This window comes from Streptococcus parasanguinis (assembly GCF_001074805.1).
In the GTDB taxonomy this organism is placed as follows: Bacteria; Bacillota; Bacilli; order Lactobacillales; family Streptococcaceae; genus Streptococcus; species Streptococcus parasanguinis_A.
In genome coordinates this window covers 14,823-35,711 of sequence record NZ_JUPI01000116.1, presented here as the reverse complement: position 1 = coordinate 35,711, position 20,889 = coordinate 14,823, and the positions used below count along the sequence as shown (strand labels likewise).

The 20,889-nt window shown below is 40.0% G+C and carries 19 protein-coding genes and 2 pseudogenes; 17 read left to right on the top strand and 4 right to left on the bottom strand.

What is annotated here, in order from left to right; genetic code table 11:
- The first annotated feature begins 5 nt into the window (after positions 1-5).
- Positions 6-560, top strand: a complete 555-nt coding sequence (locus tag ADI76_RS08040; RefSeq protein WP_049497917.1) for a GNAT family N-acetyltransferase — start codon at positions 6-8, stop codon at positions 558-560.
- A gap of 48 nt (positions 561-608) precedes the next feature.
- Here the strand turns inward: ADI76_RS08040 and ADI76_RS08035 are convergent, their stop codons facing one another.
- On the bottom strand, positions 609-1,631 hold the full coding sequence (locus ADI76_RS08035) for a YdcF family protein (RefSeq protein WP_049515656.1): 1,023 nt from the start codon (positions 1,629-1,631) through the stop codon (positions 609-611).
- A 195-nt stretch (positions 1,632-1,826) separates the two neighbouring features.
- Between ADI76_RS08035 and brnQ the strand changes: the two genes are divergently transcribed.
- The 3 genes from brnQ (at position 1,827) to ADI76_RS08020 (ending at position 4,594) form a co-directional block, all read left to right on the top strand.
- Positions 1,827-3,143 carry a branched-chain amino acid transport system II carrier protein gene (gene brnQ, locus ADI76_RS08030; protein ID WP_049515654.1) on the top strand — a complete coding sequence of 439 codons (1,317 nt, stop codon included), beginning with the start codon at positions 1,827-1,829 and terminating at the stop codon, positions 3,141-3,143.
- A gap of 151 nt (positions 3,144-3,294) precedes the next feature.
- Entirely contained in the window at positions 3,295-4,002 is a 708-nt protein-coding gene (ccdA2, locus tag ADI76_RS08025; protein ID WP_049497920.1) for a thiol-disulfide oxidoreductase-associated membrane protein CcdA2, read from the top strand.
- A 22-nt stretch (positions 4,003-4,024) separates the two neighbouring features.
- Entirely contained in the window at positions 4,025-4,594 is a 570-nt protein-coding gene (locus ADI76_RS08020) for a TlpA family protein disulfide reductase (protein ID WP_049515651.1), read from the top strand.
- 30 nt (positions 4,595-4,624) lie between these two features.
- Here ADI76_RS08020 and ADI76_RS08015 read toward each other — a convergent pair whose 3' ends face one another.
- The 3 genes from ADI76_RS08015 to ADI76_RS08005 are packed head-to-tail and all read right to left on the bottom strand — an operon-like array spanning position 4,625 to position 7,442.
- Positions 4,625-5,869: an NAD(P)H-dependent oxidoreductase gene (locus ADI76_RS08015; protein ID WP_049515649.1), complete on the bottom strand. Its 1,245-nt coding sequence runs from the start codon at positions 5,867-5,869 to the stop codon at positions 4,625-4,627.
- An 18-nt stretch (positions 5,870-5,887) separates the two neighbouring features.
- Positions 5,888-6,493: an NADPH-dependent FMN reductase gene (locus tag ADI76_RS08010; protein WP_049482969.1), complete on the bottom strand. Its 606-nt coding sequence runs from the start codon at positions 6,491-6,493 to the stop codon at positions 5,888-5,890.
- Between the two features lie 25 nt (positions 6,494-6,518).
- Complete coding sequence (locus tag ADI76_RS08005; protein ID WP_193390730.1) at positions 6,519-7,442, bottom strand: FAD:protein FMN transferase; 924 nt, start codon at positions 7,440-7,442, stop codon at positions 6,519-6,521.
- Between the two features lie 224 nt (positions 7,443-7,666).
- Between ADI76_RS08005 and nox the strand changes: the two genes are divergently transcribed.
- From nox to ADI76_RS07940, 13 genes and pseudogenes are all read left to right on the top strand, one after another.
- Positions 7,667-9,043 carry a H2O-forming NADH oxidase gene (gene nox, locus ADI76_RS08000; RefSeq protein WP_049515647.1) on the top strand — a complete coding sequence of 459 codons (1,377 nt, stop codon included), beginning with the start codon at positions 7,667-7,669 and terminating at the stop codon, positions 9,041-9,043.
- A gap of 116 nt (positions 9,044-9,159) precedes the next feature.
- Positions 9,160-10,704: a ClC family H(+)/Cl(-) exchange transporter gene (locus tag ADI76_RS07995; protein WP_049515645.1), complete on the top strand. Its 1,545-nt coding sequence runs from the start codon at positions 9,160-9,162 to the stop codon at positions 10,702-10,704.
- A gap of 110 nt (positions 10,705-10,814) precedes the next feature.
- Positions 10,815-11,687 carry an iron uptake system protein EfeO gene (efeO, locus tag ADI76_RS07990; RefSeq protein WP_049515643.1) on the top strand — a complete coding sequence of 291 codons (873 nt, stop codon included), beginning with the start codon at positions 10,815-10,817 and terminating at the stop codon, positions 11,685-11,687.
- 5 nt (positions 11,688-11,692) lie between these two features.
- Positions 11,693-12,898, top strand: coding sequence for an iron uptake transporter deferrochelatase/peroxidase subunit (gene efeB, locus ADI76_RS07985; RefSeq protein WP_049515641.1), 1,206 nt, complete (start codon positions 11,693-11,695; stop codon positions 12,896-12,898).
- Positions 12,876-14,561: an FTR1 family iron permease gene (locus ADI76_RS07980; RefSeq protein WP_049515639.1), complete on the top strand. Its 1,686-nt coding sequence runs from the start codon at positions 12,876-12,878 to the stop codon at positions 14,559-14,561. Before efeB ends, ADI76_RS07980 begins: the two co-directional genes overlap by 23 nt.
- Positions 14,548-15,267, top strand: coding sequence for a twin-arginine translocase subunit TatC (gene tatC, locus ADI76_RS07975; protein ID WP_049515637.1), 720 nt, complete (start codon positions 14,548-14,550; stop codon positions 15,265-15,267). Before ADI76_RS07980 ends, tatC begins: the two co-directional genes overlap by 14 nt.
- Positions 15,267-15,464 carry a Sec-independent protein translocase subunit TatA/TatB gene (locus tag ADI76_RS07970; RefSeq protein WP_009731003.1) on the top strand — a complete coding sequence of 66 codons (198 nt, stop codon included), beginning with the start codon at positions 15,267-15,269 and terminating at the stop codon, positions 15,462-15,464. Before tatC ends, ADI76_RS07970 begins: the two co-directional genes overlap by 1 nt.
- Before the next feature lie 500 nt (positions 15,465-15,964).
- Positions 15,965-16,696, top strand: a pseudogene (locus tag ADI76_RS07965) (PoNe immunity protein domain-containing protein).
- A gap of 34 nt (positions 16,697-16,730) precedes the next feature.
- A complete protein-coding gene (locus ADI76_RS07960) occupies positions 16,731-17,477 on the top strand; it encodes a PoNe immunity protein domain-containing protein (protein ID WP_049515635.1) in 747 nt (248 codons plus the stop codon).
- A 39-nt stretch (positions 17,478-17,516) separates the two neighbouring features.
- Positions 17,517-18,255: pseudogene (locus ADI76_RS07955) on the top strand (PoNe immunity protein domain-containing protein).
- Between the two features lie 28 nt (positions 18,256-18,283).
- Positions 18,284-18,760 (top strand): toxin-antitoxin system YwqK family antitoxin, encoded by a 477-nt coding sequence (locus tag ADI76_RS07950; protein WP_049515633.1) that lies wholly within the window; start codon positions 18,284-18,286, stop codon positions 18,758-18,760.
- Between the two features lie 98 nt (positions 18,761-18,858).
- Complete coding sequence (locus ADI76_RS07945; RefSeq protein WP_049515631.1) at positions 18,859-19,605, top strand: PoNe immunity protein domain-containing protein; 747 nt, start codon at positions 18,859-18,861, stop codon at positions 19,603-19,605.
- A gap of 114 nt (positions 19,606-19,719) precedes the next feature.
- Positions 19,720-20,706: an ADP-ribosylglycohydrolase family protein gene (locus ADI76_RS07940; protein ID WP_049515629.1), complete on the top strand. Its 987-nt coding sequence runs from the start codon at positions 19,720-19,722 to the stop codon at positions 20,704-20,706.
- The last annotated feature ends 183 nt before the right edge of the window (positions 20,707-20,889 follow it).

Genomic DNA, 20,889 nt, shown 5'->3' with positions numbered 1-20,889 from the left:
GCCATATGAGCTTAACGAGCCAATTAATCACTGAAACGTTCCCAGACCTGGATAAGGTTGAAAGGCTGAATATCGAAGCATTTCCAGAAGAAGAGCGTGTTCCTTTGTCAGAATTTTTACGCTATACGGACAATGACGATGCCAATTTCTTTGCTTTTTATAACGAGGAAGAATTTGTCGGATTCGCTTTTTCAATCTATAATCAGAAAGCTTTTTATGTCAGTTTCTTTGCCATTATGCCACATTTAAGAAGCCACGGATATGGTCAAGAAATCATTGAAAAATTGGTGGAATTTTACCAAAGGACCATGATTCTTGAAGTGGAACGTTTAGATGAAGAATGCGACAATATAGAGCAACGTCAGTCTCGGATGGATTTCTATAAGCGAAATGGATTTAAAACCGCTAATGCCTTTTTAGAATACGACGGACTTAGCTTTGAAATTCTCTATCGAGGCGATCAATTTGATGAAGAAGCTTATCGGGATATCTTCCATAAACTGCAGGCAGAGAATTACTTTGATTTCCGTATTGAATACAGACGCTTTAGTGATCATTAGACATGATATAAAAAAGTTCTCAGCTAATTTGCAGAGAACTTTTTTTGGTTAGTAAATAAAGAAATAGTTCACGATACTCATGATTTGTGAAAAGAACCAAGGCAGAAATAGAAAAGCTAAGAAAGCAGCATGCCATTTCCAATAGAGAGAAACTAGCCCAACCGTTTCTCGGATCCAAGCCGGTGAGAGATAATAAAAAGCTGTTTTTGAACCGACACTGCGTCCAGGGATTTTTAATCGTCTCATAAAGACACCAGCCCGAAGAGCGTGAAAGGAATTGGTCACCACAAGGACACTCTTTCCTAGTCCATGATCTTCAAGAATAGCCTTACTAAATGTCAGATTCTCAAAAGTCGTTCGAGAACTATCCTCAATCAAAATATCTTCCTGTGGTACACCCTGTTCCATCAGGTAGTTTGCCATAGCTTCCGCCTCTGAGATTAACTCATCAGCACCTTGTCCACCAGAAACAATTAGTTTTGGTCGTCCCTCAAACTGCTCATAGATAGTCTTTGCTTTAGTTAGACGCTGGGCTAGAAGTGGTGGGACTTTATCCCCAATCAAACCTGAGCCAAGGACGATAATAGCATCCGGCTCTTTACGAACGGGGAAGTAATTGCAAAAAGTCCCATATAAAACATAAGAAAGATAAAGAAAAGTCGAGTAAAAGAGGGCAAAGTCTGTTGGGTAAATCAAGAGATCTTTCCCTGGGAAATCAGGAAGGAAGTGAAGTGCTAAGGCGCCTATAATAAAGATCCCATATAGGAGTGAGAGGAGGTTAGCCAACCTTTTGCCTTCAAAAGATATCATTTGACGACCGTTAAAAAGAAGAAAAACAGTTGAGAAAATAATACTGAGTAAAACAAGAATAGCAAGTACTGAAAAGATAATGATAGCAACCTTTTGGTTAAACCAGAGCTCCGTACGAACAACTAGTAGAAGGGCGGAAATTAGGAGGAAAAGGCCGAAACTTATTGAAAAAAGGTAAGCATTGATCAGTCGTCTGCGGTCGTTCATAAAGAAAAATAAAAAAATAGTAGCTGGAACCAACCAGAATATATTTAGAAACATGATGACTCCTAAATGTAGTAGTGGTTCAATTGTAACACAATTGACTAAAATGTGCTTATGAACTCCACAATCGTTTAATATTGTTGAAGGCCTTAACTGTCACTTGAGAAAATCAATAGATTCAGAAAAAAAGAATTGTCGTGGTGGATAAAAGCTGTTATACTAGATAAGATTGAAAAATGTAAAGGAGAACACATGTTACGAAAAGGTTCCTTAACAGGTTTGCTGTTATTTGGTATTTTCTTCGGCGCAGGGAATTTGATCTTTCCGCCTGCGCTAGGTGCCCAGTCGGGTAGCCATTTTTGGCCAGCTATTGCTGGATTTGTCTTATCAGGAGTAGGGATTGCGATTATCACCTTGATTATTGGGACACTCAATCCTAAAGGGTATATCCATGAGATTTCACGAAAAATTGCTCCTTGGTTTGCCATCGTTTATCTGGTAGCCTTGTATCTGTCTATTGGTCCCTTCTTTGCGATTCCAAGAACGGCTACTGTTTCTTACGAAGTTGGAATCGCCCCCTTGTTAGGAAAAGCCAATGGAGGACTTGGTCTCTTCATTTTTACCTTGATCTATTTCTGTTTGGCCTATTTGATTGCCTTGTATCCTTCTAAAATCCTAGATAGTATTGGTCGGATTTTAACACCTGTCTTTGCTATCTTGATTGTTGTACTCGTTGTTCTTGGTGCTCTCAAGTACAGCGGACACGCGCCTCAAGCGGCAACAGAAGCCTACCGAGTATCTGCCTTTGGTCAAGGTTTCCTTGAAGGGTATAACACCTTGGATGCCCTTGCTTCAGTAGCCTTTAGCGTCATCGCAGTGACTACTCTTAATCAACTTGGTTTCACCAGCAAGAAAGAATACATTAAAACGATTTGGATTGTTGGCATCGTTGTAGCCATTGGCTTTAGTATTTTGTATATTGGATTGGGTTATCTTGGAAATCACTTCCCAATTCCAGCAGAAGTGATGGCTTCCGATGCCAATAAGGGTGTTTATGTCCTCTCAGAAGCAACCAAGGCTATCTTTGGCCCAGTTGCTCAAATTTTCCTTGCAGGTATGGTGACGGTGACTTGTTTCACAACAACAGCAGGTTTGATCGTATCGACAGGGGAATTCTTCCATAAAACATTCCCTAAAATTTCTTATAAAGTTTATGCAACTCTCTTTACCTTGATTGGATTCTCCATTGCCAATCTTGGTTTGAGTGCCATTATTGCCTATTCATTGCCTGTTTTGATGATCCTCTATCCAATCACCATTACTATTGTGTTGATTGTCATTGTGAATAAATTTGTGGCCCTTTCAAAACCAGGGATGCAATTGACGATTTTTTTGGCCAGCTTGGTCTCTGTTGCCAGTGTTCTGGCAAGTACCTTTAAGATTTCTCTATTAGAAAAGGGAATTGCGTTACTGCCTTTTGCAGCTCAATCTCTTCCATGGTTGGTGCCAGTAGTCATAGGGATTCTTTTATCGTTTGTATTACCCAATAAACAAACTGCAGAAGAATAAGTCATGATAGAAACTCTAAAGTTTTGTACTTTAGAGTTTTTTTGAAACTAGTATCCAATTCCAAATTTTAGTAAAAAAACGTAGCAGAAATTTTTAATTTAAGGAAGGGCGTGTTATACTATTTCTAACATATCAATATACGGAGCGTTTTATGAATCAAATCGTTTTCTCTTTCACTGTCTTTCTGGCAGGGATTCTCTCCTTTTTCTCTCCCTGTGTCTTTCCTTTGCTCCCGGTCTACATCGGCGTTTTGCTAGGAAGTGATCAGGAAAAATCCGTTCAGATTTTTGGGAAAAAGATACGCTGGCATGGCATCGTTAAGACCTTGTGTTTTATCGCAGGTATTTCTGTTATTTTCCTTATCATAGGTTTCGGAGCTGGCTTATTGGGGCAGGTTATGTATACCAACTGGTTCCGCTACGTGATGGGAGCGCTGATCATTATCCTTGGTCTTCATCAGATGGAAGTCTTTCATTTTCACTTCCTTGAGAAGCAAAAATCAGTAGATTTTGGAGCCAACAAACAGAAGAATGAGTTGTTTTCAGCCTTTCTTCTTGGTCTTGGCTTTAGTTTTGGTTGGACGCCTTGCATTGGCCCTGTATTAGGATCGGTTCTAGCATTAGCAGCATCCAATGGACAAGATGCCCTCGTGGGTGCTCTCTATCTCTTTATCTATACATTAGGGATGGCCATCCCATTCTTGCTCTTAGCACTGGCATCAGGCCTTGTATTGCCTTATTTCAATCGTCTCAAACCCCATCTCTTGTTGCTGAAGAAAATCGGTGGAGCCATCATCATTATTATGGGGATTCTATTACTCTTGGGACAATTAAATAGCTTGTCTTCAATCTTTTCATAAATCAAATGGAGGTATTATACCTATGAAATTTATCAAATATACGTGTTTTTCAATCCTCTCAATCGCTTTACTGTCTGCTTGTTCGATGGAGCAATCAAGTGAGAGTGGTATGAACAATATGAGCAATCAAACCATGACCAACACAACCTCAAGTAAACATCCCTTAGTAGGAAAAGAAGCGAGTGACTTTGAGCTAAAGGATATGAAGGGGAACACGGTTAAACTTTCAGACTACAGAGGTAAAAAGGTTTACTTGAAATTCTGGGCGACTTGGTGTGGTCCTTGTCGCCAAAGCATGCCTGAACTCAATAAATTAGTTGAAGAAAAGGACCGGGACTTTGAAATTCTGACCATTATGGCACCAGGACTCCAAGGTGAAAAAACAGAGGAAGAATTCGTCAAATGGTTTGATCAACAAGATTACAAGTCAGTACCGGTCTTGTACAATCCAGACGGTTCTTCATTTGCAGATTATCAAGTTCGCTCTATTCCTACAGAAGTCTTTATAGATAGCCACGGAAAAATTGGACATGTACAATTAGGGGCTATTTCAAACGAAGATGCTAAGAAGATTATCAAGGAGTTAAAATAAAAAAATGAAGCACGAAGCTTCATTTTTTTATTAGTTGCTTGCACCAGAAGTGGCATCAGCATCTCCGTGGCCTCCGTCGCCGTGGCCCCCAGCATCAGAGGCACCTGAAGTTGCATCTGCATCCCCATGACCGCCAGCAGGAGCAAATGGGCCACTACCTCCTACAAGACGTTGACCAGTTGTTTGCAGGTACCAGTCCAACCATGGTTTAAAGTTAAAGACAATTTCATTAATACCAGCGTAAGAACCATCTTCATAGTACATAGCTTGGTAGTTGTGGGTGTTGATCACCCCTTCAGGTGATCCCGGAACAATAGTACGGACATAGTCTTGGTTTCCATTACGAAGGGTCCCAATCACCCATTCTACATTTTTCATACGTGCTGGTGGAAGAGATCCATGAACCGTTGACATACGGCTACCTGATTGAGGTGGTACCCGTTTGGCAAACATACTATCTGGATCTTGATGGGCATTGTTGTAGTAGAGGAATTGGTTGTTATCATCTGCGTAGGTTAACTCAAAAGGCATAGCTTTCAAGAACATATCAATTTGGTCAACGGTTAGGATACCGTGGTCAAGTTTCACATAGGTATCACCAGACACAGCTCCTGTGATTTCTGCAACTTTTTCAACCCAATCCGGATCATCAGGATCGACCTCAGTGATAGTAGTAGAAATTGGATGATTACAATCCAAGTCTTCTGGTTCAATTGGTTTTGGTTTTTTCAATTTGGACACAACCTCAACGTATTTAATAAAATTATCCAAGCAAGTTTCGAGGAATTTAACGGTTCCTTCGTTAATGATATTACCTTCTACATCAAAAGCTTCTTTAGCTTTTCCAAGGAGGAATTCATTGCCTGGAAGAGTATAGGCATTCACACCTGGAGCATCTAAGATCTTACGAAGGTGAACCTGAGCACGTGAAGTACCTTGGTCATAGTAGGAAGCACCAACGATCATGACTGGTTTGTTTTCAAATGGATGTACCTCGAAAGAGAGCCATTCAAGGACAGACTTGAGAGCTGCAGAAATCGTATGGTTATGCTCAGGAGTTGCAATAATAACCCCGTCTGCACGATTAATTTTATTGTATAAGAGACGCAATTGGAAACTTTCGTCCCATTTTTCATCTTGGTTAAACATTGGAACTTCATCGATTTCTAGAACTTCCAATTCAAATTTGAGTTTAAATTTGCGTTGAATGAATTCCAAGAGTTTACGGTTATAAGATTGATCATAGTTTGATCCTACAAGTCCAACAAATTTCATTCTTTTCTGTCTCCTATCTTACAAGTTTTCCCAGTTAAATTTTTCAGCAGATTTGCGAATTAACTCATGAGCATTACGTAATTTGTCTGTAATCTTGACAAAAATACGGAAGTCATCGAAGATGGCATCCAATTGTTGAATAACATCCAAATCTACCAAATCCCCATAGTTGTCAAATGCTTGCAAAGAATGTGAAAGTAAGAATTCGTCAGGAAGGACGTTTGCTTTAATTTCTGGAGCATTTAAGATTTGACGAAGTTGTAGTTGGGCGCGTGATGATCCCAAAGTACCATATGATGCACCAGTGATCATAACCGGTTTGTTTAACAATGGAAAGACTCCGTAAGAAAGCCATGCTAGAGCACTCATCAAGACTGCTGGAATAGAGTGGTCATATTCTGGAGTACCAATAATCACTCCATCAGCCTCCTCGATTTTGGCAACAATTTCCAAAACAGCTTCAGGCACTTGTTTGTCAGCTGGTTTATTAAAGACAGGAATATCTTTGATTTCAACTAATTCAATCTCAGCTTTATCAGCAAAATGTTTTTGCATGTATTGAAGCAGTTGACGGTTTGTAGAACGTTTGGAGTTAGTCCCCACAATCGCAATAAGTTTTACCATGGAAATTTCCTTTCTGATAACAGAATTATAAATAAGATTGAAGCCCGCTTGTATAGGCGATCTTGCCTGATTGTGAAACCAATAAGGTCTCTATACCAGGAAGTGATTCAACAGTGTTGAGGATAGAAGTAGGAGAGTCCCCGAACAGACGGGTAGTCCATATCTCCCCGTCTACGGATCGATCAGATATAATGGTGATACTGGCTAAGTCTGTCTCTACCGGATAGCCCGTCGCGCTATCAAAGATATGGTGAAACGACTGGCCGTCGACTTCTAAATGACGTTCGTAGATGCCAGAGGTGACAACAGACTTATCCTTGACCGAGAGGACCAGTAGGTGCTGGCCTCTTTTTTCAACTGGATTTTGAATACCAATCCGCCAAGGCTGTTGTTTAACGGGGTGTTGACCGACGGTTAGGATATTTCCCCCAAGATCGATCAAGGCATCCTTGATTCCCTTACCTCTCAGATAGGTAGCAATTAGATCTGCACTATAGCCTTTTGCTAAAGCTCCCAAGTCGATCTTCATTCCAGGACGTTTCAAAAAGACTGTATAGTTTTCTTGGTCTAGTTGAATCTGCTGGGGATCGATCTTTAAAAGTACTTGTTCGATTTCTTCTGGTGCAGGCCGTCTGGCATCTGAAAATCCGATCCGCCAGGTTTGCACAAGAGGGCCGATAGCAATGTTTAAATGGCTATTTTTAGCTTGACTATGCAAGGTACCTAATGCAATCAGTTCAAAAAGATCTGGATGAACTTGAACAGGAGCAACACCAGCTTGGTGATTGACTTCCATGAGTTCAGAACTTGCATCATTAGCACTGAAGCGATGTTCGTAGGAGCGAAGAAGTTCAAAGCAATGCGCAAGGAGTTCATCCGCTTGTGGGTCACAGATCGAAACGGTGATGGTGGTTCCCATCAGACGTTCGGATCGACTACTTAGGTCCACTAAAAATCTATCCTTTCCAATTTTCACTCACTTACAGTATACCAAATAGAGACCGTTTTCACAATCCTTTCGGACAAATTATTTGACTTTTCTTGAAAGCTGTGGAAGGAAGCTTTCAGAAGGTTTGAAAAAAAGATCACAAATATTGAGCAAATATCTTGTAACCGATATCATTTTTATGATATACTCAAGAAGTAAATTAAATTAAAGGTAGGACTTTTTCTATGAGTAAAATCGTTGTTGTAGGGGCAAACCATGCCGGAACAGCATGTATCAACACTATGTTAGATAATTTTGGATATGAAAATGAAATTGTAGTTTTCGACCAAAACTCTAATATTTCATTCCTTGGGTGCGGAATGGCGCTTTGGATCGGTGAGCAAATCGATGGACCAGAAGGTCTCTTCTACTCTGACAAAGAAAAATTGGAAGCAAAAGGTGCAAAAGTCTACATGAACTCTCCTGTTCTTTCAATTGACTATGACAACAAAGTGGTAACTGCAGAAGTTGATGGAAAAGAACACAAAGAATCTTATGAAAAATTAATCTTTGCGACTGGATCAACACCAATCATTCCTCCAATTAAAGGAGTTGAAATTGTTCCTGGTAACCGTGAATTCAAAGCAACTCTTGAAAATCTTCAATTCGTTAAATTGTACCAAAACGCTGAAGAAGTGATCGAAAAATTGAAAGACAACAGCAAACACTTGAACCGTATCGCAGTAGTTGGTGGTGGTTACATCGGTGTTGAACTTGCTGAAGCTTTCGAACGTCTTGGCAAAGACGTTGTCTTGGTGGATATCGTGGACAATGTCTTAAACGGCTACTATGACAAAGACTTTACAGACATCATGGCGAAAAACTTGGAAGACCACAACATCCGTTTGGCTCTTGGACAAACTGTTCAAGCAGTTGAAGGAGATGGTAAGGTAGAACGTCTTGTAACCGATAAAGAAACCTTCGATGTAGATATGGTCATCTTGGCTGTTGGTTTCCGTCCAAATACAACTCTTGCAGATGGTAAGATTGAACTCTTCCGCAACGGTGCCTTCCTTGTCGATAAGAAACAAGAAACTTCACTTCCAGGTGTCTATGCAGTTGGTGATTGTGCGACTATCTATGACAATGCACGTGGTGAAATGAGCTACATCGCACTTGCATCTAATGCGGTTCGTTCAGGTATTGTTGGTGCCTACAATGCGACCGGTCATGAATTGGAAGGTATCGGTGTTCAAGGTTCTAACGGTATCTCTATCTACGGTCTTCACATGGTTTCAACTGGTTTGACTCTTGAAAAAGCAAAAGCTGCTGGCTTCAATGCCACTGAAACAGGCTTCAATGACCTTCAAAAACCTGAATTTATTAAACATGATAACTATGAGGTTGGTATCAAGATTGTTTATGACAAAGACACTCGTCAAATCCTTGGAGCTCAAATGGTATCACGTGATAGCGCCATCTCAATGGCCATCCACATGTTCTCACTTGCTATTCAAGAACACGTGACGATTGATAAGTTAGCCTTGACTGACTTGTTCTTCTTGCCACACTTCAACAAACCTTACAACTACATCACAATGGCAGCTTTAACTGCTGAATAATGAATAAAGAAAAAACAAAATTAGCACTGCTAGTTTTGTTTTTTTGCTTTTCCAAGTATTCAGAGACAGTGAAATAAGGTATAATGAATAGGATAAGAGTTTGAAGGAGTTAGGGAATGTCTGAAAAAGAAGAAGCTTTAAAAAATGAATTTCGTTTTGCCTCTAGTTCGATTGTGGCACATATTGTCAGAGGTGTTCTGGTTGGGATCGTTGTAGGCTGTATCGTCTCGAGTTTTCGTTTTTTAATCGAACATATTTTCCATTTTGTTCAAGGCGTCTACAAGGAGATGTCTGGTCAACCACTTTATTTGCTTGCGATGCTGTTGGGGTATGGAGTGATCGTACTGATTGCTGGTCGTCTCATTCGCACCAATCGGGATATCAAGGGATCAGGAATTCCGCAAGTCGAAGCAGAGCTCAAGGGTCTTTTGGCAGTGAGCTGGTGGGATACCATATGGAAGAAGTATATTCTAGGTGTCTTAGCCATTGGAAGTGGCTTAATGCTTGGTCGTGAAGGTCCTAGTATTCAATTAGGGGCTATGGGTGGAAAAGGAGTGGCCCATCATTTGAAGGTCAGCCCAGTTGAGGAGCGGTCTTTGATTGCAAGTGGAGCTGCTGCAGGTCTTGCAGCCGCCTTTAATGCACCTATAGCAGGACTTTTATTTGTCGTGGAAGAAGTCTACCATCATTTTTCTCGATTCTTTTGGATTTCGACCTTGGCCGCTAGTCTGACTGCTAATTTTATTTCACTCAATGTCTTTGGTCAAACACCCGTACTTCATATGCCGCAAAATATTCCGCCACTCCATTTGTCTCAGTACTGGATTTACCTTTTTCTTGGAGTCTTTTTGGGGGCAGCAGGTTATGTCTATGAAGTAGTGGTGCTGAATATCGGTCGATTGTATCGTTTACTTGAGAAGATTTTTCATGTTCCCTCTCATTACTCTTCCTTATTTGCCTTTGTCTTGATTATTCCAATCGGCTATTTCCTTCCACAAATTCTTGGTGGCGGGAACCAATTGGTTTTGGATTTAGCTCGAGTACCGTATCCAGTTCTATCGATCCTTCTCTATTTTACGATCCGGTTTATCTGGAGTATGTTGAGCTATGGTAGTGGTCTACCTGGCGGAATTTTCTTGCCCATTCTAGCTTTAGGATCTCTTTTAGGCGCGATTGTTGGAACTTTCCTCCAAAATATTGGCTTTATCTCTCAAAATCAGCTTCCTCTCTTCATTATTTTAGGAATGAGTGGGTATTTTGGGGCTATTTCGAAAGCTCCTTTAACAGCGATGATCTTAGTGACAGAGATGGTAGGCGATATTCGAAGTTTAATGCCACTAGGGATGGTCACCTTGGTAGCTTATATGATTATGGATCTCTTCCATGGTGCGCCAGTCTATGAAGCCATGCTGGAGCAACTCTTACCTGATAAGGCGCAAGAAGAAGGAGAGTTGACCTTGATTGAGATTCCCGTATCCGAAAAGATTGCAGGAAAACAAGTTCATGAACTCGAACTCCCCCAAGATATTTTGATTACTACGCAAATGCGAAGTGGTAAGAGCTATACGGTCAATGGTGCGACCCGCTTGTATCTAGGTGATAGCATCTTTGTGGTGGTGAAAGAATCAGAAATTGGAAGAGTCAAGGATATTCTTTTGTAAAAGACAGTTTCTTAGAAAAGTCTTTCTATTATTAAATTTTCAGACAATTGTTGAAAAATGAGAAACCTTCTGGTAAAATAAGTCCAAGAACAAAAGAGGAGAAGTCTTTCATGAAAAAATATAGTCTACTCTTATTGAGTGTTGCTCTTTTAGCAGGGTGTGCGAATTCTAGTAGCAAACAGTCGAGTCAAAAGACGCAAACCAGCTCAACGGTGCAGTTGTCAAAGGCTGACCAGAAGACCTTGGACAATGCGACAGCTGAATACAAAGACTTTGTTGAAATGCAAATCGACCAATTGCTCAAGGATACAGAAGGTTTCCGAGATACCCTAAAAGCTGGGAATTTGGAAGAAGCTAAAAAACAATATCCCTTGATCCGCATGGCCTATGAACGCTCAGAACCGATTGCTGAAACCTTTGGGGAGTCTGATGTGAAGATTGACTACCGTTTGGTGGACTATGTGGATGAAAATAAATCAGAAGAAGGCTGGTCTGGCTTCCACCGGATTGAGCGCATCCTTTGGGAAAAGAATACCACAGATGGCACAGAAAAATATGCAGACCAACTGGTGAACGATATAAAGGAGTTGAAAGCTAAGATCGCAACCGTTGATGTGACTCCTGATGTGATGCTAACTGGGGCTGTTGATCTGCTAAATGAAGTGGCAACGCAAAAGATCACGGGTGAAGAAGAAGTCTTCTCTCATACAGATCTGTACGACTTCCGTGCCAATATTGAAGGAGCTGAAAAGATTTTCTCTCTCTTTAAACCTTTGATTGAGAAAAAAGATGCTAAGTTGGTTAAAACCTTGGAAGCAGAATTCAAAAATGTCAATGATTTATTGGACAAACACATGACTGATGAAACAAATTACAAGTCTTACACAGATTTGACCAAGGAAGATACCAAGGAATTGGCTGAAGCTGTGACCAAACTTGGTGAACCTTTGTCTCAAATGGGTGTGATTTTAGATGGGAAATAAGAAAAATGGCTGACGAAAAATTTTTAGATAAAAAAATGGACCGTCGTGAATTTCTTAAAAAAGCAGGTATTGGAGGGGCTGGTATAGCACTGGGCCTTTCTGGTGCATCTGCTTTTTTCGCTAATCAAGACAGTTCCAGTAAAAAAGCTTATGATGGGGATGAAGACATCTCTTTTTATGGCAAGCACCAAGCCGGGATTACGACGGCTATGCAGAAGGCTTGCTACTTGGTGGTGCTGGATCTTCACACGACGGACAAAAAAGAAGTCATCCAGCTCTTTAAAGACTGGACTGATTATAGTAGTAAATTAGTCGAAGGAGAATTGGTCAAAAAAGATGGTTCCAATGCCCTCTTGCCTCCAACAGATACAGGTGAAACAGTGGGACTCAATCCCTATCGCTTGAGCCTGACGTTTGGGGTTTCGGCTACCTTTCTCAAGAAACTGGGCTTGGAAGCTAAACGTCCAAAGCTCTTTCGTGATTTGCCTCCATTTCCAAAGGAGCAGTTGCAGGACAAATACACAGGTGGCGATATCGTCATTCAGGCCTGTGCAGACGATGAGCAAGTAGCCTTTCATGCGGTGCGAAATCTCATCCGCAAAGGTCGCAACACCATCACCATGAAGTGGAGCAAGTCCGGTTTTGCGGCGATTGGTGACAGAAAAGAAACGCCGCGTAACCTCTTTGGCTTTAAAGATGGAACAGCAAATGTCACGACGGAGAAGGACTTTGATAAGGTCGTCTGGACTGACAGCAAGGACTGGATGAAGGGTGGTTCCTATATGGCTCTTCGCCTAGTCCAAATGCATTTGGAAACTTGGGACCGGACCAACTTGCAGGAGCAGGAAAACACCTTTGGTCGCTACAAGGAGTCCGGCGCTCCATTTGGGAAAACCAACGAATTTGATGAAGTAGATTTATCTAAACTACCAGTAGATTCACATGTCCGTTTGGCCAAAGAAGTGGATCGTCCGATTTTACGGCGTTCCTATTCCTATTCGGATGGCATCAATGAACAGACTGGGCAATTTGATGCAGGCTTGATTTTTATCGCCTTTCAAAAAGATCCAAACAGTTTTGTTAAAATCCAAACCAATCTAGGTGCAGAGGATAAAATGAACGAGTACATCACCCATATCGGAAGTGGACTCTTTGCTTGCTTTGCAGGCGTAGAGAAAGGAGGCTACCTTGGTCAAGCACTCTTTGAATAAACTCTTGATCTTGTTAGGCCTTCTTGCCTTGTTCTGGACTCATCCAGTGGCTGCGGAATCTTATAGCGATCTCTTTATCAAGATCACAGATGCAACAACCGCTGTAGAAAATAAGAACCAGGATAAGGCCAAGGAATTGATCGCTGAGATTCAGGATAATTTTAAATCCAAAGATCACCATGATTCCAAGGCAGGAAAAAAAGTTAGCCAAGCTCTAGCTATAAAAGGGGAGGTAACCAAAGAGGATCTCACTAAGATTTCATCAGCCTTGCTAGCTTTTGAAAAAGAGCAAAATCCGGTCGATTTAGAGGCGGAAAAAGACAAACTCGTGAGTCGCCTCGCTCCTTATTTTAAGAACTTACAAGATGCCATTACAGCTAAGGATCTGGAGAAAACCCGTCAAACCTATGCTGATCTCAATAATACCTGGACACGAAACGAAGCAGTGGTAAGGGGTCATAGCACAGTCTACTATGGCAAAATCGAGACGGCCATTTCGCTCTTACGTAGTAGCATTGAAACAGAGCCTACTGACTTCACCAGCATCCAGTCCTCCTATGATGACCTCAAAAATGGGATTGATGCCTTTGTAAAAGGAGAAGCGATTAGCAGTGCCAGTACGGATTTGACACTGAAAGATGGGATCAAGCTTTTGGAGAAGGCGCAAAGCCAATTCCAATCCGGCGACGATAAATCTGCTGCAGCAACTATGAAGCAGTTCATCACCATCTGGCCAACTATTGAGGGGGATGTCAGCACGACCAATCCAAGCCTCTACACACGAGTAGAGAGTGAATCCCCGGTCATTATGGTTAAGGGGAAAGAAAAGACCTATCAAGAGAAATTACAAGCCTTGATCAGGGACCTTTCTGCGATCGATACGACAGCTTCTTACAACGCTTTTGACGCTATGTTGATTCTTCTACGTGAAGGAGTAGAAGCCCTTCTGATCGTCATGGCCCTTGTGACGACCCTTAAGGCAGCTAAGATGAGGAAAGGACTCAAATGGGTCTATGGTGGAGCTCTTGCTGGTGTTCTTGCCAGCGTAGCGATCGCTCTTGTTTTGCAAGTAGCTTTTCCAGCTGTGACTTCGGGCTCTAACCGGGAAATTATTGAAGGTGGCGTTGGGATTTTCGCTGTGGTCATGATGATCCTCATTGGAATTTGGCTACACAGCAAGTCCTCTGTCAAACAGTGGAATGCCTTTATGGACCGTCAGATGAAGACGGTAACGGCTACAGGAAGTTTTGTTTCTATGTTTGCCCTCAGTTTCTTAGCAGTCTTTCGTGAAGGGGCTGAGACCATTCTCTTCTATGTTGGGATCATTCCACGGATTACAACCGCTCATTTCATACTAGGAATCGGGCTTGCCATAGCTGTTCTCATCATCATTGCAGTGGCGATGACCAAGGCCAGTCAAGCTATCCAACCTCATCGGATCTTTTTCATTCTGACGTGGTTGATTTACGCCTTGGCCTTCAAGATGCTTGGTGTCAGCATCCACGCCCTTCAGTTGACCAATATCTTACCTAGTCATTTGGTTAATGGACTTCCTACCATCGATTGGGCGGGGATCTATCCAAGCTGGGAAGTTCTTCTTCCTCAACTACTCTTTGTGGCCCTGATCGCCCTTATCGCGGTGAGACAACATGGCAAAGAGTAGAGCAGATAAAATGACCATTGTCGAGCACTTGGTCGAATTTCGAAAACGATTGATCGTAGTGGTCTTGTGTTACATTATCGTCTTTATTGTAGCCTTTGTATTTGGAGGAGAACTCTACCAGATCTTGACGGCTAGCCTCCATCAAAAACTGCTGGTACTAGGGCCAAATGATATCCTCTGGATCTATGTTTCGCTGGCCAATCTCACAGCCTTTAGCCTGACCCTGCCCTTTATTGTCTACCAGATTTGGCAATTTGTGAGACCGGCTTTAAGGGAGAAGGAGGCGCGTGCAGTCTTTGCCTACATCCCAGCTAGCTTTATTTGCTTTGTGCTGGGGCTTGCATTTGGTTATTTCTTTGTCAGCCCAGCTATTTTAGAGGTTTTGATGCGCTTGGGAGAAGGACTGTTTGATACCCAATTGACGGCGCAAAATTATTTAACCTTCTTATGGCACACTACCTTGCCTTTAGGAGTCTTGTTTGAGTTACCAGTTTTAGTCGCTTTTCTGACCTCAATTGGGCTTTTGACACCACAGTTTTTAATCACCTACCGTCGTTACGCTTACTTTGTCCTGCTGGTCTTAGCCGTCGTGCTGACCCCAGCTGACTTTATCAGTGACTTGGCCATGACGCTCCCTTTGATCCTCTTATTTGAAGTGAGTGTCGCCATCAGTAAAGTCATCTATTCGAGAAAAAGGAGAAACTAATGGGAATTTTACGTGATATTGGAGCACCAGGTTTGATCATCATCATCTTGGGTGCCCTCTTGATTTTTGGACCAAAACGCCTGCCTGAGTTGGGCCAGTCTATTGGCAAAATGTTTGCTGAATTTAAGACAGCTGTCAATAAAGGCAGTGAAGAAGCTGATCAAGACGCAAAAGAAGATAAGAAAGAAAAAGAATAATCTGACAATTTTCAAAATTCTATTGAGTTCGATTGCATAAAAAGGTATAATAAGACAAGGACTTGCAATCGATGAAGGAGGAAACCATGATTATTACGATTTTGTCACTCATTTTCTATTTCAGCTATATCGGATTCTTATGCTGGTTGGTCGTAAAAATTGTCGAAAAATTGTTCAATTTCTTGTTGAACCGTTAATGAAGAAGCAATCCATTTCACAACAAGTGAGTGGATTTTTTTGTATCCTGTTTATTCAGATAGAGACCCTGTGGGCTCTTTTTTGCTAATCAACTTCCCCTATCTAGTGACGAACTTGATCTTCAAACTGTATTTCGGTATGATAGTAGGAAATAGAATGACAGTTCATTTGTGAGGCCTGACTGAGTAATATACAAGGGACTGTAAAATAATTATCCAGTAGGATTAATACAGAAGATATTTTTAAATTTTTTTGGTCACACAACGCGAAAAAAAGTTCCATATACCAATAGGAGAAAAATGATGAAAAGAGATAATATTTTTATCGAAGATAAAATTAATGAACTCATTCAAATTAATAAATTATCTATTGATGAATGAACTCAAGAATTAACGAAATTAAAACAAGGGGAAAATTCATACAAACGATCGGTTGAAGAAATTATCAAATCAGTACAACTTGATATTTCTATTTATCAGAAGGAGAATATGATAGCCACCTACACTGCAGGATATTCTATTGAAAAATTTAAAGAAGAGTACCTTACATTTGTTGATAGTCTTGTCCCTGTGTGGCATAGAAATTCAGGATATGATGCAATGCTCTGGGCCCTTTCCATTGGTATTTTGTTAGAGATTGAGGAAACGACTTTTGATAAATTGGTAGATTTGGTAAGGAAAGATGATCCAGAGGACTATTTGATCGATTACCTCATCCAATCTCGTCATCCAGAGTGGACAATTCGGATAAACTATAATTTTCCAAGACCTTATGGCTTTACCCGAAATATTATCGAGGAAGAAAATTCTGAAAAGGCCGTGTCTCTCTTGAAAGAATACTTGACAAAAAAATGGTATCAGGGATGTAGAGATGAAGGCTGGTATGATTTGCATAAGCGCAATATTGATAATTATTATGGCTATTGGTCCTTTGAATCAGGTGCGCTCTGCAAGATTAAGTGCTTAGATTATAAACAGTTAGAAGGGCTTCCGTATTTTCCATATGATTTGGTTGCGGAAAGTGCGAAACCATAGATAACTGATATAAGGACATAGAAAGAAGATAGAATTGGAACTAAGAGACACGTTTTCAGATAATAATAATATCAATGGTCTAATCCAAGTTTTTCAAAAAGCCATTCAAGATTCTGAAGAAAGAATTCAAGCAATTGAACAGGATGAGAAAGAAGGAATCCAAATATTTTCTTTGGACAATAAAGTTGTCATTTCGAATATAGGATCATCAATATGTCGGTACCAAAAAGAAGTTATGATAGCGACTTATACTGCAGGTTATTCTATTGAAGATTTCAAGGGTGAGTATTTTAAGTATGTAGAGTGTTTGCAACTATCTTGGCAAGGCAATTCTGGCTATGAACAAATGGTCTGGGCTCTCTCTATTGGAATTTTGTTAGATATTGAGGAGGATATGTTTAATCAACTAGTAAATTTGGTCAAGAAGGATGACCCAAAGGACTATTTGATTGACTATCTGATTCAATATCGTCGTCCAGAGTGGAAGAATCGACTGAATTATAATTTTCCAAAACCTTATGCTTTTACCAGAAAAATTATTGAAGAAGAGGATTCTGAAAAGGCTCTAAAATTACTTAAAGAATATTTGGCTAAGAAATGGTACCAAGGGAGTAGAGATACAGGATGGTACAATTTACATAAAACTAATAACAGAAGTTATTATGGTTACTGGTCCTTTGAATCTAGCGCTCTCTGCAAACTCAAGGGCTTAGACTATAAACAGCTAGAAGGTTTTTCGTATTTTCCATATGATTTGGTTGCGGAAGGTGGAAAAGTATAGGAAGATCTGATAATCAAAATAAATCCATAGGAGAAAAATATGATTTTAAGGGATGAAATAACAACGAGTGATAGAATACAAAAGTTAATTAATTTTGAAAAAAACCTAATAAATGAAAAACGAAATAAAATTAAGAGTTTAATGAAGGATACGGAGGAAGGAGTTCAAAGATACAAGCTAACAAATGACAAAGTTATTGCAAATACAAAGAGGACAATTAATGTATTGACGGAAGAATTATTAGTTGCTACCTATACTGCTGGTTATCCTCTTGAAGATTTTAAGGAGGAATATATTAACTTTGTCAACAGCCTTCTTCCTGTTTGGTATAGTAATTCAGGTTATGATGCAATGCTCTGGGCCCTTTCCATTGGTATTTTGTTAGTGATTGATGAGGAGATTTTTGATAAATTGGTAGACTTGGTCAAAAAAAGATGATCCAGAGGATTATTTGATTGATTACTTGATTCAATCATGTCATCCAGAGTGGACAATTCGGATAAACTATAATTTCCCAAGACCTTATGGCTTTACCTGAAAGATTATCGAGGAAGAAAATTCTGAAAAGGCCATATCTCTCTTGAAAGAATACTTGACTAAAAAATGGTATCAGGGATGTAGAGATGAAGGCTGGTATGATTTGCATAAAGAGAATATTGATAATTATTATGGCTATTGGTCCTTTGAATCAGGCGCTCTCTGCAAACTCAAGGGCTTAGATTATAAACAATTAGAAGGATTTCCGTATTTTCCATATGATTTGGTTACGGAGAAATAGCTTTGATATGAACTTAGGTTGAAAAGTAATGGAAGAGAAGATTTTAACAAAAGAAGAAGTGCTTCAAAATGGTGTTTGTTTTGAAGAAGAGCTTGCCTGGGGTGGATGGTATTGTGAGCAGATTGTTTGTGATAACGAATCTAGCGAAGAAATTCCATTTACAGGTTTAGCTTATGATTTATACCCAGATGGTAAATTAGAGTATTATGGTTATATTAAAGATGGGTTCCGTCATGGAATGAATGTATTGTTTTATCCTAATGGAAATATTGAAAGCATCAATCCTCAAGATTGCGGTGCGGCTGATGGAATTCAAAAGAAATACTATGAAAACGGCGCATTAAAATCACACGCATATTATGTTTTAGGGGCGAGAGTTACTTATATCGAGTACGATGAGGCTGGCCATATTATCGATGATAAATTAGAACCGACTGAGGCAGATTTTGAGAGAGCAAAGAAGTGGGGTGTTGATTTATCAAAGCGAGACATGACTTTGAATTAGAACAAAATCGCTTGAGATCTCAGATTGATTTAACGAATCGTTCTGAAGAGGATTAAAGTCAAAAGACCACGGTTTGGCCTTTATAAAGGAGACACAAAATGGGTTTACGAGATACTTTGAATACAGAAGAGAATTATAAAGATGGCTTGATATCAAACAAAGAAGCCTTGCTGTATTTTCAAGTGAAATTACAAAAACTTCAAAGTGATTTAGAGAATGGCATCGAAAACTATAAAAAGCCAACGATAGAAGTATATAAGTCAACTTTAGCTACTATTTTGTCCTACCAGAGAGACATTTTATTAGCAACGTATTCTATTGGAGACTCTTTGTCAGCATTTAAAGAGGAATATATTATATTTGTATCGTCTCTAATACCAGTTTGGCGTAAGGAATGGGGCTACGAACAAATGCTCTGGGCGCTTTCTATTGGGATTCTTTTAAACATTGATGAAGAGACTTTTAATCAGTTAGTAGGCTTGATAAAAAAAGATGATCCGGAGGACTATTTGATCGATTATCTGATTCAAGCTCGTCATCCAGAGTGGACAATTCGGATAAACTACAATTTTCCTAAACCTTATGGATATACTCAGAAAATCATTGAAGAAGAGAATTCTGATCAGGCTCTCAAACTGCTCAAAGAATATGTAACTAAGAAATGGTACCAAGGGAGTAGGGATGCTGCTTGGTATGATGTACATAAGCAGAATATTAAAAATCATGTAGGCTACTGGTCCTTTGAATCAGGCGCGCTCTGCAAATTGAAGGGATTGGACTACAAGGAATTGGAAGGTGTGCCGTATTTTCCTTATGATTTAGTTGTTGAAGATAAAATAGAATAATAAGTCTCGTGATGTATAACTCATTAAATTTGAAAAAGAGAGGAAAATAAAATATAATCGGAACTAAGTACGGTGAAAATGAATTATCGTTTAAAAATTAGATAGGAGAAGGCCATGGGTTTACAGAAAAAAATCGATGAGGAGTTAAGACAAGATAAAATGGATCATTTAAAGGAACAGATAAACTCTGTTATCTATGGTTTAGCTATTGGTGATGCGCTAGGGGTTCCCGTTGAGTTCAATGAAAGAGACACCTACCATATTACAAAGATGGAGGGCTACGGAACCTATAATCAGCCACCTGGGACTTGGTCAGATGATACCTCTTTAACTCTTGCTCTCGTTGAACATTTGAGTGAAAAATCAGATTTGTCTGGATTAATGGATAAGTTTGTTGCTTATCGTCAAGGTTATTTGACTCCCTTTGGGACTTGCTTTGATATCGGGATTGCTACCAATCAAGCGATTGAGAGGTACTTGTCTGGTGTCTCTCCAGAGGAATGTGGAGGAAGAGGAGAACGAGACAATGGGAATGGCGCTCTTATGCGGATCGCACCCTTGGCTTTCGTTTTAAAAGATAGAGGTGATTTCACAGAAAATTGTGAAAAGATTGAGAAATATACTCAGCTTACACATGCGCACCCAAGGTCGCTTGTTGCCTCTATTATTTATGTTCAGATTTTAATCGATTTACTATTCAATAAGTCATTGGAAGAGACGATGGAAGACCTTCAACCTCTGTTAGAGGATTATTTCAGATCAAATTCAGAATACTGGAAAGAATACCAAGATCAGTTCAGAGAGTTATTTGACAAGGATTTTTATCAAAAACAACGAGAAGAAATAATGTCTACAGGTTATGTGGTTGATAGTCTGAAAGCTAGTCTCTGGTGTCTGGGAACAACAGAGACTTTTGAAGAAGCAGTTCTAAAAGCGATCAATCTCGGAAATGATACCGATACGATTGGTGCCATCACAGGAAGCTTTGCTGGAGCTCTTTACAAACTGGAAGGTATGCCAGATAGATGGATACAGCAATTAGTTAATAGAGAATTGATCGACGAAAAATGCCAAAAGTTATTAGAGAGCTTAAGTCAGTAAGTTCGATTTACGAATGTGAAATACTTGGTTTTGAAGGCTGGAAACGGACTTTTTATCTAGCAGAGAAAGTTTTATTAGATATCACATCAGTCAGCTAATCCCTTTTAGCTGGCTTTTTTTGCTTTCTACCCGGTAACCAACTTGCTTGTCAAAGTATAATTAGGTATTATAGATAGGTAATGC

Coding starts and splice junctions, on each gene's coding strand:
- ADI76_RS07970 (WP_009731003.1), top strand. CDS start 15,267: ATGGGAATTTTACGTGATATTGGAGCACCAGGTTTGATCATCATCATC.
- ADI76_RS07995 (WP_049515645.1), top strand. CDS start 9,160: ATGTCTGAAAAAGAAGAAGCTTTAAAAAATGAATTTCGTTTTGCCTCT.
- ADI76_RS08035 (WP_049515656.1), bottom strand. CDS start 1,631: ATGTTTCTAAATATATTCTGGTTGGTTCCAGCTACTATTTTTTTATTT.
- ccdA2 (WP_049497920.1), top strand. CDS start 3,295: ATGAATCAAATCGTTTTCTCTTTCACTGTCTTTCTGGCAGGGATTCTC.
- tatC (WP_049515637.1), top strand. CDS start 14,548: ATGGCAAAGAGTAGAGCAGATAAAATGACCATTGTCGAGCACTTGGTC.
- ADI76_RS08020 (WP_049515651.1), top strand. CDS start 4,025: ATGAAATTTATCAAATATACGTGTTTTTCAATCCTCTCAATCGCTTTA.
- efeO (WP_049515643.1), top strand. CDS start 10,815: ATGAAAAAATATAGTCTACTCTTATTGAGTGTTGCTCTTTTAGCAGGG.
- efeB (WP_049515641.1), top strand. CDS start 11,693: ATGGCTGACGAAAAATTTTTAGATAAAAAAATGGACCGTCGTGAATTT.
- nox (WP_049515647.1), top strand. CDS start 7,667: ATGAGTAAAATCGTTGTTGTAGGGGCAAACCATGCCGGAACAGCATGT.
- ADI76_RS07950 (WP_049515633.1), top strand. CDS start 18,284: ATGGAAGAGAAGATTTTAACAAAAGAAGAAGTGCTTCAAAATGGTGTT.
- ADI76_RS08015 (WP_049515649.1), bottom strand. CDS start 5,869: ATGAAATTTGTTGGACTTGTAGGATCAAACTATGATCAATCTTATAAC.
- brnQ (WP_049515654.1), top strand. CDS start 1,827: ATGTTACGAAAAGGTTCCTTAACAGGTTTGCTGTTATTTGGTATTTTC.
- ADI76_RS08040 (WP_049497917.1), top strand. CDS start 6: ATGAGCTTAACGAGCCAATTAATCACTGAAACGTTCCCAGACCTGGAT.
- ADI76_RS07940 (WP_049515629.1), top strand. CDS start 19,720: ATGGGTTTACAGAAAAAAATCGATGAGGAGTTAAGACAAGATAAAATG.
- ADI76_RS08010 (WP_049482969.1), bottom strand. CDS start 6,493: ATGGTAAAACTTATTGCGATTGTGGGGACTAACTCCAAACGTTCTACA.
- ADI76_RS07945 (WP_049515631.1), top strand. CDS start 18,859: ATGGGTTTACGAGATACTTTGAATACAGAAGAGAATTATAAAGATGGC.